The sequence below is a fragment of the Constrictibacter sp. MBR-5 genome (genome assembly GCF_040549485.1).
Taxonomy (GTDB): Bacteria; Pseudomonadota; Alphaproteobacteria; order JAJUGE01; family JAJUGE01; genus Constrictibacter.
In genome coordinates this window covers 128,445-141,504 of the sequence record NZ_JBEPTK010000010.1, presented here as the reverse complement: position 1 = coordinate 141,504, position 13,060 = coordinate 128,445, and the positions used below count along the sequence as shown (strand labels likewise).

The window sequence follows — 13,060 nt, the reverse complement described above, 5'->3', positions numbered from 1 at the left end:
TTGATCTGCTCGGGCTGCGACCGTATCTGACCCCGATGCTGGACAGGATCAAAGAATTTTTCCGCGAATCCGCGCGACCGCAGCACAAAGGCGGTCATGGATTCGACGACCTGCAGTTCGCGGCGGCTGCGCTGATGGCGGAGGCGGCCCTGCTCGACGGCGGCCTGGGCGAGGACGAGCGGCGGCGGATGACGGAGTTGCTGCGCGAGCGGTTCGCCCTGTCGGCCGACGATGCGCGCTCGCTCGTCGCCGAGGCGACCGTCACGATGCAGGACACCCAGCAGCTCCACCCGTTCGTGCGCGCCGTGACGGACGGTTTCGACGATTCCGAGCGCGTCCGTCTCGTCGAGATGCTGTGGGAAGTGATCTATGTCGACGGCCGCGTCCATGATTTCGAAGCCAATCTGATGCGGCGCATCGGCGGCTTGATAAACGTCACGGACCTGGATATCGGATCTGCACGGCGCCGAGTGCTCGCGCGGATCGGCGGCGCGGATGGTGCAGGGGCGATCCGCCGCCCGGGGGAGACAGGATGACCTATATCGTCACCGATCTGTGCATCAAGTGCAAATACATGGATTGCGTCGAGGTCTGTCCCGTCGACTGCTTCTATGTCGGCGAGAACATGCTGGTTATCCATCCCGACGAATGCATCGATTGCGGCGTCTGCGAGCCGGAATGCCCCGCCGAGGCGATCAAGCCCGACACCGAGCCGGACAGCGACAAGTGGGTCGAGTTCAACCGGCAATATTCCGAGGCGTGGCCGAACATCACGCGCAAGGGCGAGGCGCCGGCCGACGCCGACGACTGGAAGGACGTCCCGGGCAAGCTCGAGAAGTACTTCAGCCCGAAGCCCGGCACCCCCTGACGGCCCGCGGCGTTCGTGCGGCGATGCTGCCGTTCAGCTGAGCGGCAGCACCCCGAGTCCCCATAGCCAGAGTATGGCGAAGACGAAGGACAGCAGCGTCATCGGCACGCCGCAGCGAGCGTGGTCGAGGAAGGTGAGGCGCACGCCGACGCTGGCCGCGCGCTCGGCGACGATCAGGTTGGCGAGGCTGCCGATCAGGACGAAGTTGCCCGCCAGCGTCGTCAGCACGGCCAGCGCGTAGAGCGTCCCGGCCGGCATCTCCGGCCAGATCGACAGGATCATGATGACCGCCGGCACGTTGCCGATCGTGTTGCTCGCGATGAGCGCGAGCGGCGCCATCGTGACGAGCCGGTCGGGCAGCAGGCCCGCCGCCGTGATCTGCTCGACCCCCAGCGCGATCAGGCCCGTCTGCGCCAGGGCATCGGTGACGATGAACAGGCTGACGATCAGCACCAGCAGGTGCCAGTCGACCATGCCGATCATGTCGCGGCTGCGCAGCTTGCGGCTGATCAGCAGCGCGCCGGCGACCAGCAGGACGCCGTTCTCGTCCGCAACCGGGCTGGCGAACAGGAAGAGCAGCACGGCCGTCGCGAGCAGCGCCTTGCCGAGCTGGAAGCGGTCGAAAGTCTCGGAGGGCAGCGCTTCCGACGGTGCGTCCGGTACGTGCAGCCGCTTGCGCCACACCGCCCAGACCACGGCGAAGACGCATCCGAGCCCGACCAGGGCCGGGACGCCGCAGACGCCGAGAAAGGCCCAGAAATCGAGCTGCCCGACCTGTCCAATGACGATGTTCTGCGGATTGCCGATAATCGTGGCGGCCGATCCGGCGTTCGCGGCACCCGCCACGGCGATCAGGTAGGGGCGCGGGTCGAGCCCGCGGCTGCGCAGCCCGATGCAGAGCAGGGGGGTCATGGCGAAGACGACGACGTCGTTGGCCAGCATCGCCGAGAGCCCGCCGGCGACCGCCACGGTGCTGGCCAGCAGGACGGCCGGCGATCCCCGCGCGGTGGATACCCGCAGCGAAACCCAGTCGTAGAAGCCGCTGGCGGCGAACTGCGCCGACAGGATCATCAGGCCGAAGAGGATGACGAGGGTCGGGAAGTCGACGGCTTCGACGATGCGGTCGCCGCTGCTGGCACCGGCGACGAACATCACGATCGCCGCCACCAGCGCGATGCCGGTCCGGTCGACGCGGAAGCCCGGAACCCGGCCGACCGCCATCCCGACATAGGTCAGGACAAAGACCGTGAGCACGAAGCCGGGCGATACGGCGAGCCAGTCTTCGGCCAACGAGCTGTCCTGGGCGATCGGGTTATGTCGGGTGACTATAGCCCGTTAGTGCGGAGCCGTCACCGGGCCGGCGCGGGTGCGCCCGACCCGGGGAAGCCGGATGCGGCGGATCAGACCCGTCGCGCCACCATCAGCTTCTTGATCTCGCCGATCGCCTTGGCGGGATTGAGACCCTTAGGGCAGGTCTTCGTGCAGTTCATGATCGTGTGGCAGCGATAGAGCCGGAACGGATCCTCGAGATTGTCGAGGCGCTCACCGGTCATCTCGTCGCGGCTGTCGGCGATCCAGCGATAGGCCTGGAGCAGCACCGCGGGACCCAGATAGCGCTCGCCGTTCCACCAGTAGCTCGGGCAGCTCGTCTGGCAGCAGAAGCACAGGATGCATTCCCACAGGCCGTCGAGCTTCTCGCGCTCGGCCTCGCTCTGCAGGCGCTCGCGGTCCGGCGGCGGCGGCGACGCCGTCTGCAGCCACGGCTCAATCGACGCCAACTGCGCGTAAGGTACCGTTAGGTCGGGGACGAGATCCTTGACCACCGGCATGTGCGGCAACGGGTAGATCTTCACCTCACCGGCGACCTCGTCGATCGGCTTGGTGCAGGCCAGGGTGTTGGTGCCGTCGATGTTCATGGCGCAGCTGCCGCAGATGCCCTCGCGGCAGGAGCGGCGGAACGTGACGGTCGTGTCGACCTCGTTCTTGATCTTGATCAGCGCGTCCAGAACCATCGGCCCGCAATCGTCGAGATCGATCTCGAACGTGTCGAGGTGCGGGTTCTTGTCGTCGTCGGGGCTCCAGCGGTACAGCTTGAACGCCTTGACGCGCTTGGCGCCCGCGGGTGCCTTGTGGGTCTTACCGGGCTGAACCTTGGAATTACGGGGCAGCGCGAATTCGGCCATCGTCCTGGGTTGCCTTCTCGGTGCTTAGGGGCGCCGGCATCGCCGCCGGCCCCGGCCGGGAAGCCCCGGCCGCTGCGTCGCTGGGTTGAACGGCGGTCAGTACACCCGCTTCTTCGGCGGGATGTACTCGACCTCGGACGTCAGCGTGTTGGTATGGACCGGCCGGTAGCCGAGCGACACCTTGCCGTGCTCGTCGACCCAAGCGAGGGTGTGCTTCATCCACTCGTTGTCGTCGCGGTCCGGATAGTCCTCGTGCGCGTGGGCGCCGCGGCTCTCGTGCCGGGCCTCGGCGGAGAACATCGTGACGACGGCGCAGGCCATCAGGTTCTCGAGTTCCAGCGCTTCGACCAGGTCTGAGTTCCAGATCATCGAACGGTCGTTGACCCGGATGTCCTGCATGCTGGCATAGGTCTGGTCGATCAGCTGGCAGCCTTCCTTCAGGACCTCGGAGGTCCGGAAAACGGCGGCGTTGTTCTGCATCGTCCGCTGCATGCTGTCGCGGATCTGGCTGGTGCGCAGCGACCCGTTGGCGTTACGCAGGCGATCGAGGCGCGACAGGGCCATGTCCGCATGGTCCTTCGGCAGCGGCGCCTGGGTGGCGCCCGCCTTCAGCGTCTCGCCGCAGCGCAGGCCCGCCGCCCGGCCGAACACCACAAGGTCGAGCAGCGAGTTGGTGCCGAGGCGGTTGGCGCCGTGCACCGACACGCTGGCGCACTCGCCGACGGCCATCAGGCCCGGCACAACGGCGTCGGGGTCGGCCTCCGTCGGCCGCAGCACCTCGCCGTGAATGTTCGTCGGCACGCCGCCCATGTTGTAGTGGACGGTCGGCAGGACCGGGATCGGCTCCTTCGTCGCATCGACGCCGGCGAAGATCTTCGCCGTTTCGGTGATACCCGGCAGGCGCTGGTGCAGGACGTCGGCGCCCAAATGCTCCAGGTGCAGGTAGATGTGGTCCTTCCCCGGTCCGACGCCGCGGCCTTCGCGGATCTCCATCGTCATCGACCGCGAGACCACGTCGCGCGAGGCGAGGTCCTTGGCCGACGGGGCATAGCGCTCCATGAAGCGCTCGCCCTCGGAGTTGGTGACGTAGCCGCCTTCGCCGCGCGCGCCCTCGGTGATCAGGCAGCCCGCACCGTAGATGCCGGTCGGGTGGAACTGGACGAATTCCATGTCCTGGTTCGACAGGCCGGCGCGTGCCGCCATGCCGTTGCCGTCGCCCGTGCAGGTGTGCGCGCTGGTGCAGGAGAAGTAGGACCGGCCGTAGCCGCCCGTCGCCAGGATGGTCGTCTGGCCGCGGAACGCGTGGATCGTGCCGTCGTCCAGGTTCCAGGCCATGACGCCCCGGCAGCTGCCGTCGGGGTCCATGATCAGGTCGATGGCGAAATACTCGACGAAGAACTCCGCCTGATAGCGCAGGCTCTGCTGGTAGAGCGTGTGCAGCAGGGCGTGGCCGGTGCGGTCGGCGGCGGCGCAGGCGCGCATCGCCGGTGCCCCGCCGAAGTCCTTCGTGTGGCCGCCGAACGGCCGCTGATAGATCTTGCCGTCCTTGGTGCGGCTGAACGGCATGCCGAAATGCTCGAGCTCGACCACCGAGGGCACGGCGTTACGGCACAGATACTCGATCGCGTCCTGGTCGCCGAGCCAGTCGGCGCCCTTGACGGTGTCGTACATGTGCCACTGCCAGCTGTCCTCGGACATGTTGCCGAGCGCGGCCGAGATGCCGCCCTGCGCCGCCACGGTGTGGCTTCGCGTTGGGAACACCTTGGTGATGCAGGCGGTCTTCAGGCCGGCCTGGACCGTGCCCAGCGTGGCGCGCAGGCCGGAGCCGCCGCCGCCCACGACGACGACGTCATAAGTATGCTCGATGACGGGGTAGGCTTGCGTCATGGCTCAAGCGCCTCCGACGGCGATCTTCAGGACAGCCAGGACGCCGATCAGTCCCAGCAGGATGGCGACGGCCTTCATGACCAGGATCGCCGGAATCTTCATCGCCTCGTCGTGGACATAGTCCTCGATCACGACCTGCAAACCGAGCTGGGCGTGGTGGAATGTCGCGACGATCAGCAGGATCATCATGGCCGCCACCGATGGGCTCGACAGCCATTCGATGAACTCGAGATAGCCCGCACCGGCGATGCCGATCACCGAGACCACGAACCAGACCACCAGCGGCACGAGGGCGAGCGCGGTGACGCGCTGGGCCCACCAGTGACCGGTGCCGTCCTTCGCCGAGCCGAGGCCGCGGATCCGGCCGAGGGGAGAACGCATCGACATCCTATCAGCCTCCCACCGCGAGACCGACGATCCAGCTCAGGACCGTCAGGCCGCCCGCCGCACCGACGACCATCCAGCCGGACCGGTAGGCGTCGGGCAGCTCGAAGCCGTAGCCCGCGTCCCAGAACAGGTGCCGGATGCCGTTGCACAGATGGTAGTAGAGGCAGAAGGACCAGCCGAACAGCAGCAGCATCCCGAACCAGGAGCCGATGAAGTCCTGCGCGTCGTCATAGGCCTCGGGTCCTGCGGCTGCCGCCGCCAGCCACCAGACGAACAGCAGCGTTCCGACCGACAGCGCCACGCCCGTGGCGCGGTGGCTGATCGAGAGGACGCTGGTGAGCTGCGGCTTATAGACCTGGAGATGTGGGGAGAGCGGCCGGCTACGGGCTTCCATCGGGCTGGCTGTCCTTGGTCTTGGCTGAACGGCGTCCGGAGATGACGCCGAAGTCCCGGTAACGTGCGGAATTCCTAAAGCGCCGGGGTGGTCAAGTCAACGCGCCCGGCACCCCGATTGTGGCTGTTTCGTGTCGTGCATGCATCCCCCAACGCGCGGTTTCGCCGGTGGGCTGCGGTCTGTTAGGGTCTCGTGCTACCTACGCAGCGCGGCGGCCGCCGGATGAATGCTCCCGTTTTGACGATCCAGTCCGCCGTCGCCTGTGGCCATGTCGGCAACAGCGGCGCCGAGTTCGCGCTGCGCCGGCTCGGCTTTCCGACGGTGCGGCTCGATACCGTCCAGTTCAGCAACCATCCGGCCCATGGTGGCTTCCGTGGCGGTCCGGTGGCGACGGCCGTGCTCGCCGACCTCCTGGACGGCCTGACCGAGCGCGGCATGCTCGCGCGTTGCGGCGCGGTCCTCAGCGGCTATCTCGGCACCGGCGGCAACGCGGCGGTGGTCGAGACGGCCGTGACGCGCCTGCGCGCGGCCCGGGAGGGAGCGGGGACCGGCGTGGACACCGTCTTCTGCTGCGACCCGGTGCTCGGCGACCATCCACGCGGCCTCTATGTCCGGCCCGACATCCCGGAGGTGATGCGACGTCTGGTCGCGCTTTCGGACATCGCGATTCCGAACCGGTTCGAACTGGGATTCCTGACCGGGCGGCCGGTGGAGACCGTGGCGGAGGTCGCCGCCGCCGCGCGCGCGCTCGCTGCGACCGGGCCCGCTCTGGTGGTCGTCACGGGGGTGCAGGCGGCCGGCGATCTCGGCGCACTCGCGGTCACCTCTGAGCGCGCCTGGCTGTCGGTTGCGCCCTATGTCGACGCGCCTGCATCGGGTGCGGGCGACGTCTTCGCGGCCGTTTTTCTGGCCCGGTGGCTGGAGAAGCGCGACGCGGCGCGCGCTCTGTCGCTGGCGGTCTCCTCGATCCACGCCGTCATCGCCGCGACAGCGGCCGCGGGCGGCGACGAGCTCGCCCTGATCGCCGCCCAGGACATGCTGCCCGCGCCGTCGCCGATCTGGCCGGTGCAGCCCGTGGACTAGCCGCCGCCGGAGCGCCGGCGTCCCTCCGTCTCGGGGGTGAAAGGGGCGGGCGAGACGCCCGCGCTGCGATAGGCGACCGCCTCAGTGTGCCGTCGCCGCCCGATGCTTCTTCAGGCTGCCGCCGCGGATCATCTCGCTGGGCAGGATGTGGCCGACGATGTCCTCCGCCAGGTGCGCGCAGTCGAGCAAGCGGTCGAGGTCGATGCCGGTCTCGATGCCCATCTCCTCGCACAGGAAGACCAGTTCCTCCGTGGCGACGTTGCCGGCGGCACCCTTGTGCGCGGCGAACGGGCAGCCGCCCAGGCCGCCGACGGTCGAGTCGAACATGTCGACGCCCATCTGCAGCCCGGCATAGGCGTTGGCGACGCCCATACCGCGCGTGTCGTGCAGGTGCAGGCCGATGCGCTTCTCCGGCCAGCGCTCGCGCACCGCGCCGACGCGACGCTTCACCGACTCCGGGTTGCCCCAGCCCATCGTGTCGGCGAGGCTCAGGACCTCCAGTTCGAGGCCCTCCTCGCGGGCCAGATCGATCAGGCTGGCGCAGGCGTCGACCACCTTCGACACCGCGATCTCGCCCTCGTAGTTGCAGCCGAAGGCGGCCATGACCGAGGCGCGCTTCACCGGGATGCCGTGCTGCTTATAGGTGGCGATCTGGTTGCGCTGCACCTGGAGGTTCTGTTCGAAGCCGCGGTCGGTGTTCCGCCGCATGAAGGTCTCCGAGCAGGTGGTCGAGATCGACCCCACCATCTCCAGGCCCTCATAGTCGAGCGCGCGCTCCAGCCCGCGCTCGTTCAGCCACAGCACGTGATAGTCGACGCCTGGCTTGCGGGCGAAGCCGCGGATCACCGCGTCGGCGTCCGCCCAGCCCGGTACCTTCTTCGGGTTCACCAGCGACGCGACCTGGATCTTGCTGACGCCCGTTTCGGACAGGGCGTCGATCAGCTCGATCTTGCGCGCCGTGGCGATCGGGCCGGGCTCGATCTGGAAACCTTCGCGGGGGCCTTCCTCGTTGATCTGGACGCGGCGGGGCAGGTCGGTCATCGGGGCATTCTCCGTGCGTTTCCCGGAGCGCCGGCGGCTGCGACCGTCGCTCCGTGTCCAGTAAACCCTGTCCGGGGCCGGCGCGCCATGCCGGGCTGCGGGCACAAAAAAAGCGGATGCTCGGGAGCATCCGCTTTCGTACGGCCGACGGCCGGTGTTCAGTGCACGGCGACGCGCCGCACAGCCTCCAGTTTCGCCTCGGCGAGACGGGCGAGACGTTCGGCGGCGCCGCGCTCCTCGTCGTTCTTCGCCTGCGACTCTGCCTCGCGGGCCTCGCGCAGCTGCTGTTCCGTGCGGGCCGCGTCGATCTCGGCGACCGGCATGGCGAGTTCCGCCAGCACGGTGCAGCGCTCTGCGGTCACTTCGGCGAAACCACCCGCGACAAAGATGCGGTCGGTGATTGCGCTGCCCTCGTAGATCTCGATGACGCCCGAACGGACGGTCGAGATGAGCGGGGCATGGCCGGGCAGGACGCCGAAGTCTCCGTCGCCGCCCGGCACGACGACCATGTCGACGGGCTGCGAGACGAGAAGACGCTCCGGCGATACGAGCTCGAAGTCGACCTTGCCCTCGGTCATTGGCGTTCGTTCCTTCTCGGGTGTGCGCGTCAGGCGGCTTCGGCAGCCATCTTGCGCGCCTTCTCTACGGCCTGCTCGATGGTACCCACCATGTAGAAGGCCGCCTCGGGAAGGTCATCGTAATCGCCATTCACGATTCCCTTGAAGCCCTTAATCGTGTCCTCGATCGCGACGAAGACGCCCGGAGAACCGGTGAAGACCTCGGCGACGTGGAACGGCTGCGACAGGAAGCGCTGGATCTTGCGGGCGCGGGCCACGACCAGCTTGTCGTCTTCGGACAGTTCGTCCATGCCCAGAATGGCGATGATGTCCTGCAGCGACTTGTAGCTCTGCAGCACGCGCTGCACGCCGCGGGCGACGTCGTAGTGCTCCTGGCCGACGATGCGCGCGTCGAGAATGCGCGACGTCGAGTCGAGCGGGTCGACCGCCGGATAGATGCCGAGTTCGGCGATCTGGCGCGACAGAACCGTCGTGGCGTCGAGATGCGCGAAGGTCGCGGCCGGCGCCGGGTCGGTCAAATCGTCCGCGGGCACGTACACGGCCTGCACCGAGGTGATCGAGCCCTTGTTGGTGGAGGTGATGCGCTCCTGCAGGCCGCCCATGTCGGTGCCCAGGGTCGGCTGATAGCCCACTGCGGAGGGAATGCGGCCGAGCAGGGCCGACACTTCCGAGCCCGCCTGGGTGAAGCGGAAGATGTTGTCGACGAAGAACAGCACGTCCTGGCCTTCCTGGTCGCGGAAATACTCCGCGAGCGTCAGGCCGGTCAGGGCGACGCGCGAACGCGCGCCCGGCGGCTCGTTCATCTGGCCATAGACCAAGGCGGCCTTGGACTGGTCGTTGTCGAGCTGGATGACCCCGGACTCCATCATCTCGTGATAGAGGTCGTTGCCCTCGCGGGTGCGCTCGCCGACGCCGGCGAACACGGAGTAGCCGCCGTGGCCCTTCGCGATGTTGTTGATCAGCTCCATGATCAGCACGGTCTTGCCGACGCCGGCGCCGCCGAACAGGCCGATCTTGCCACCGCGCAGGTACGGGGTCAGCAGGTCGACGACCTTGATGCCCGTGGCCAGCTGCGAGGCTTCCGTCGACTGCTCGATGAACTCCGGCGCGCTGCGGTGGATCGGCAGGGTCATGGTGGCGTTGACCGGGCCGCGCTCGTCGATCGGCTCGCCCAGCACGTTCATGATGCGGCCGAGGGTGCCCGGACCGACCGGCACGGTGATCGGCGCGCCGGTGTCGATGGTCTCGGCGCCACGGACGAGACCCTCCGTCGCATCCATCGCGATGGTGCGGACGGTGTTCTCGCCGAGATGCTGAGCGACCTCGAGCACCAGGGTCCGCCCGTCGGGGCGCTTGACGTGCAGCGCGTTCAGAATCGCCGGAATGTCGGCGTCGAAGCGGACGTCGACGACCGCGCCCATGACCTGGGTGACGCGGCCGATGGCATTGCTGGGCGTCGGATTGGTCGCCATGTCCCTCTGCTCCTCACATCCTCAAAAGGCCCGGTGAAGCCGGCGCCACCCGCGTGGGGCGGCGTCGGCGGCCGGGCCGAGCGGTCTTAAAGGGCTTCTGCGCCCGAAATGATCTCGATCAGTTCCTTGGTGATCATCGCCTGACGCGTCCGGTTGTAGCTCAGGGTCAGGCCCTTGATCATGTCGCCGGCATTGCGCGTGGCGTTGTCCATCGCGCTCATCCGGGCGCCGTGCTCGCTCGCCGAATTCTCCAGCAGCGCCCGGTAGATCTGGACCGAGAGGTTGCGCGGGAGCAGTTCGGACAGGATTTCCTCCTGCGACGGCTCGAACTCGTACAGCGCTGGCGCACCGCCGGCCACCGGCTCGTCTTCCTTGGCCGGGGGCAGGGGAGCCGGAATGAGCTGCTGCACGGTCACGATGTTGGCGATCGCCGACTTGAACTCGGCATAGACGATCGTCGCGACGTCGAACTCGCCCGCCTCGAACATCGCCAGCAGGCGCTTGCCCAGCTCGTCGGCTTCGGCGAACGCCACCTGCCTGCGGCCGATGCCCTCGATCGTATCGCCGATCAGGGCGCGGTGCGTCCGGCGCAGCTGGTCGCGGCCCTTACGGCCGACGGCGAGGATCTTCACCGTCTTGCCCTCGGAGACCAGCTGGTCGATCAAGCGGCGCGCCCGCCGGGCGATGCCCGTGTTGAAGCCGCCGCAGAGGCCCCTGTCCGCCGTGGCGACCACGACCAGGTGGACCTGGTCGCTTCCCGTGCCCGCCAGCAGCGGCGACACGTCGCCGCCGCTCGCCGCGCCGCCGAGGGACGCCAGCATGCGCTCCATCCGCTGGGCATAGGGGCGTGCGGCTTCGGCCTGCTCCTGGGCGCGGCGCAGCTTCGCGGCCGCGACCATCTTCATGGCCGAGGTGATCTTCTGGGTCGCCTTGACGCTGGCGATCCGGCTCCGGAGTTCCTTGAGGCTGGCCATCCGCGGCTCGTGCTTTCCGGTCTATCGTGCGGACGGGGCGATCACGCGAACTTCTTCGTGAAGTCCTCGTAGAACGCCGTCAGCGCCTTGTCGGTGTCACCGGAAAGCTCCCCGGTGGTGCGGATCGTCTCGACGATCTCCGGCTTGGTCGCCTTGATCTCTTCGAGGGCCGACTTCTCGAAGCGGCGGACGTCCTCGATCTTCAGGCGGTCGAGGAAGCCGCGCACGCCGGCGAAGATCGAGATGACCTGCTCTTCCATCGACAGCGGGCTGTACTGCGCCTGCTTCAGGAGTTCGGTCAGGCGCTGGCCGCGGTTCAGCAGGCGCTGGGTTGACGCGTCGAGGTCGGAGGCGAACTGCGCGAACGCCTCCATCTCGCGATACTGCGCCAGTTCCAGCTTGATGGTGCCGGCGACCTTCTTCATCGCCTTGGTCTGCGCGGCGGAGCCGACGCGGCTGACCGAGAGGCCGACGTTGATGGCCGGACGGACGCCCTTATAGAAGAGGTTCGTCTCCAGGAAGATCTGGCCGTCGGTGATCGAGATGACGTTCGTCGGGATGTAGGCCGACACGTCGTTGGCCTGGGTCTCGATGATCGGCAGCGCCGTCAGCGAGCCGGCGCCGAGCTCGTCGTTGAGCTTCGCGGCGCGCTCCAGCAGGCGGGAGTGGAGATAGAACACGTCGCCCGGGAAGGCCTCGCGTCCCGGCGGGCGGCGCAGCAGCAGCGACATCTGGCGATAGGCGGTCGCCTGCTTCGACAGATCGTCATAGACGATGACGGCGTGCATACCGTTGTCGCGGAACCACTCGCCCATCGCGCAGGCGGCGTACGGCGCCATGAACTGCATCGGCGCGGGGTCGGAGGCGGTCGCGGCGACGACGATGGTGTATTCCATCGCGCCGTTCTCTTCGAGCGTGCGCACGACTTCGGCGACGCTGGAGCGCTTCTGCCCGATCGCGACGTAGATGCAGTAGAGCTTCTTCTTCTCGTCGGTGCCGGCGTGCGCCGCCTTCTGGTTGATGAAGGTGTCGATCGCGACGGCTGTCTTGCCGGTCTGGCGGTCGCCGATGATCAGCTCGCGCTGGCCGCGGCCGACCGGGACGAGGGCGTCGAGCGCCTTCAGGCCCGTCTGCACCGGCTCGTGCACCGACTTGCGCGGGATGATGCCCGGCGCCTTCACGTCGGCCAGGCGGCGCTCGCCGCCTTCGATCGGGCCCTTGCCGTCGATCGGGTTGCCGAGGCCGTCCACGACGCGACCGAGCAGGCCCTTGCCCACCGGCACGTCGACGATCTCGCCCGTGCGCTTGACGATGCCGCCTTCGCTGATGTTGCGGTCGGCACCGAAGATCACGACGCCGACATTGTCGGTCTCGAGGTTGAGGGCCATGCCCTTCGTGCCGTCGGCGAACTCGACCATCTCGCCGGCCTGGACCTGGTCGAGGCCGTAGACGCGCGCCACGCCGTCACCGACGGAGAGGACGGTGCCCACCTCGGCGACGTCCGCCTCGGTGCCGAACTGCGCGATCTCCTGCTTCAGGATCGCGGAAATTTCCGCGGCGCGAATATCCATGGCCTCAAGCCCCTCTAATGGCCTGCTGCATACGCTGCAGCTTTGTGCGAATGGAACTGTCGAAGAGACGCGAGCCCACCTTCACGACCAGCCCGCCGAGCAGCGACGGGTCGACGGTGAGGTCGACGGAAACCTTGCCCGCGACCACCTGGCGCAGCGAATCCTGCAGCGCCGCCATCTGGGCGTCGCTCAGCGGCTTTGCCGCGGTCACCTCGGCGGTGATCTCGCCGCGGCGCCGCGCCAGGATCTGCAGGTACCCCGCGATCATGCCCTCGATGGCGAACAGGCGCCGGTTCTTGGCGACCACGCCGATGAAGTTGCGGGTGAGCTGCGACAGGCCGGCGCGATCGGCCACGGCCTCGATGGCGCGCGCCTGATCCTCGCTCTTGACGACCGGGCTGCGGACCAGCTTCCGCAGGTCGGCGCTATCGTCGAGCATGCGCTTGAGCGAGCGGAGATCCTCCGCGACCTCGTCGAGCGCCTTGCGCTCGTCCGCGAGATCGAAAAGAGCGTTCGCATAGCGCTCGGCGATTCCGGAGACCGGTCCAGACTGAGCTGCCACCGTGGGAATACCTCGGGTGATTGGGCGGCGGAGCCGGCTCGCGAGAGCGCGCCGCCGTGG

14 protein-coding genes are annotated in these 13,060 nt (G+C 68.0%); 3 read left to right on the top strand and 11 right to left on the bottom strand.

Going from position 1 to position 13,060, the window contains the following annotated elements:
* Nucleotides 1–35: 35 nt before the first annotated feature.
* Nucleotides 36–536: a tellurite resistance TerB family protein gene (locus tag ABIE65_RS19245; protein WP_354079991.1), complete on the top strand. Its 501-nt coding sequence runs from the start codon at nt 36–38 to the stop codon at nt 534–536.
* The gene (gene fdxA, locus ABIE65_RS19240; protein WP_354079989.1) at nt 533–868 is read left to right on the top strand and encodes a ferredoxin FdxA; all 336 of its coding nucleotides are present in this window, start codon (nt 533–535) and stop codon (nt 866–868) included. The genes ABIE65_RS19245 and fdxA overlap by 4 nt, the downstream gene beginning before the upstream one ends.
* A gap of 33 nt (nt 869–901) precedes the next feature.
* Here the strand turns inward: fdxA and ABIE65_RS19235 are convergent, their stop codons facing one another.
* The 5 genes from ABIE65_RS19235 to sdhC all read right to left on the bottom strand — a co-directional run bounded on the left by ABIE65_RS19235 (nt 902) and on the right by sdhC (nt 5,719).
* Nucleotides 902–2,158, bottom strand: a complete 1,257-nt coding sequence (locus ABIE65_RS19235; protein WP_354079987.1) for an SLC13 family permease — start codon at nt 2,156–2,158, stop codon at nt 902–904.
* A gap of 110 nt (nt 2,159–2,268) precedes the next feature.
* Complete coding sequence (locus ABIE65_RS19230) at nt 2,269–3,051, bottom strand: succinate dehydrogenase iron-sulfur subunit (RefSeq protein ID WP_354079985.1); 783 nt, start codon at nt 3,049–3,051, stop codon at nt 2,269–2,271.
* 96 nt (nt 3,052–3,147) lie between these two features.
* Nucleotides 3,148–4,938 (bottom strand): succinate dehydrogenase flavoprotein subunit, encoded by a 1,791-nt coding sequence (gene sdhA, locus ABIE65_RS19225; RefSeq protein ID WP_354079983.1) that lies wholly within the window; start codon nt 4,936–4,938, stop codon nt 3,148–3,150.
* 3 nt (nt 4,939–4,941) lie between these two features.
* On the bottom strand, nt 4,942–5,325 hold the full coding sequence (sdhD, locus tag ABIE65_RS19220) for a succinate dehydrogenase, hydrophobic membrane anchor protein (protein WP_354079981.1): 384 nt from the start codon (nt 5,323–5,325) through the stop codon (nt 4,942–4,944).
* Between the two features lie 4 nt (nt 5,326–5,329).
* Nucleotides 5,330–5,719 (bottom strand): succinate dehydrogenase, cytochrome b556 subunit, encoded by a 390-nt coding sequence (gene sdhC, locus ABIE65_RS19215; RefSeq protein WP_354079979.1) that lies wholly within the window; start codon nt 5,717–5,719, stop codon nt 5,330–5,332.
* A 222-nt stretch (nt 5,720–5,941) separates the two neighbouring features.
* Here sdhC and pdxY point away from each other — a divergent pair, with 222 nt between their 5' ends.
* Nucleotides 5,942–6,802 carry a pyridoxal kinase gene (gene pdxY, locus ABIE65_RS19210; RefSeq protein ID WP_354079977.1) on the top strand — a complete coding sequence of 287 codons (861 nt, stop codon included), beginning with the start codon at nt 5,942–5,944 and terminating at the stop codon, nt 6,800–6,802.
* 81 nt (nt 6,803–6,883) lie between these two features.
* On the opposite strand, the gene ABIE65_RS19205 is transcribed toward pdxY, so the two are convergent.
* From ABIE65_RS19205 to ABIE65_RS19180, 6 genes are all read right to left on the bottom strand, one after another.
* Nucleotides 6,884–7,843 (bottom strand): hydroxymethylglutaryl-CoA lyase, encoded by a 960-nt coding sequence (locus ABIE65_RS19205; protein WP_354079975.1) that lies wholly within the window; start codon nt 7,841–7,843, stop codon nt 6,884–6,886.
* Nucleotides 7,844–8,001: 158 nt separating this feature from the next.
* A complete protein-coding gene (locus ABIE65_RS19200) occupies nt 8,002–8,421 on the bottom strand; it encodes a F0F1 ATP synthase subunit epsilon (protein ID WP_354079973.1) in 420 nt (139 codons plus the stop codon).
* 29 nt (nt 8,422–8,450) lie between these two features.
* On the bottom strand, nt 8,451–9,893 hold the full coding sequence (gene atpD / locus ABIE65_RS19195; RefSeq protein WP_354079972.1) for a F0F1 ATP synthase subunit beta: 1,443 nt from the start codon (nt 9,891–9,893) through the stop codon (nt 8,451–8,453).
* A gap of 86 nt (nt 9,894–9,979) precedes the next feature.
* Nucleotides 9,980–10,867: a F0F1 ATP synthase subunit gamma gene (locus ABIE65_RS19190; RefSeq protein WP_354079971.1), complete on the bottom strand. Its 888-nt coding sequence runs from the start codon at nt 10,865–10,867 to the stop codon at nt 9,980–9,982.
* Nucleotides 10,868–10,908: 41 nt separating this feature from the next.
* Complete coding sequence (gene atpA, locus ABIE65_RS19185; protein WP_354079969.1) at nt 10,909–12,438, bottom strand: F0F1 ATP synthase subunit alpha; 1,530 nt, start codon at nt 12,436–12,438, stop codon at nt 10,909–10,911.
* A gap of 4 nt (nt 12,439–12,442) precedes the next feature.
* Nucleotides 12,443–13,000, bottom strand: coding sequence for a F0F1 ATP synthase subunit delta (locus ABIE65_RS19180; RefSeq protein WP_354079968.1), 558 nt, complete (start codon nt 12,998–13,000; stop codon nt 12,443–12,445).
* Nucleotides 13,001–13,060: the final 60 nt, after the last annotated feature.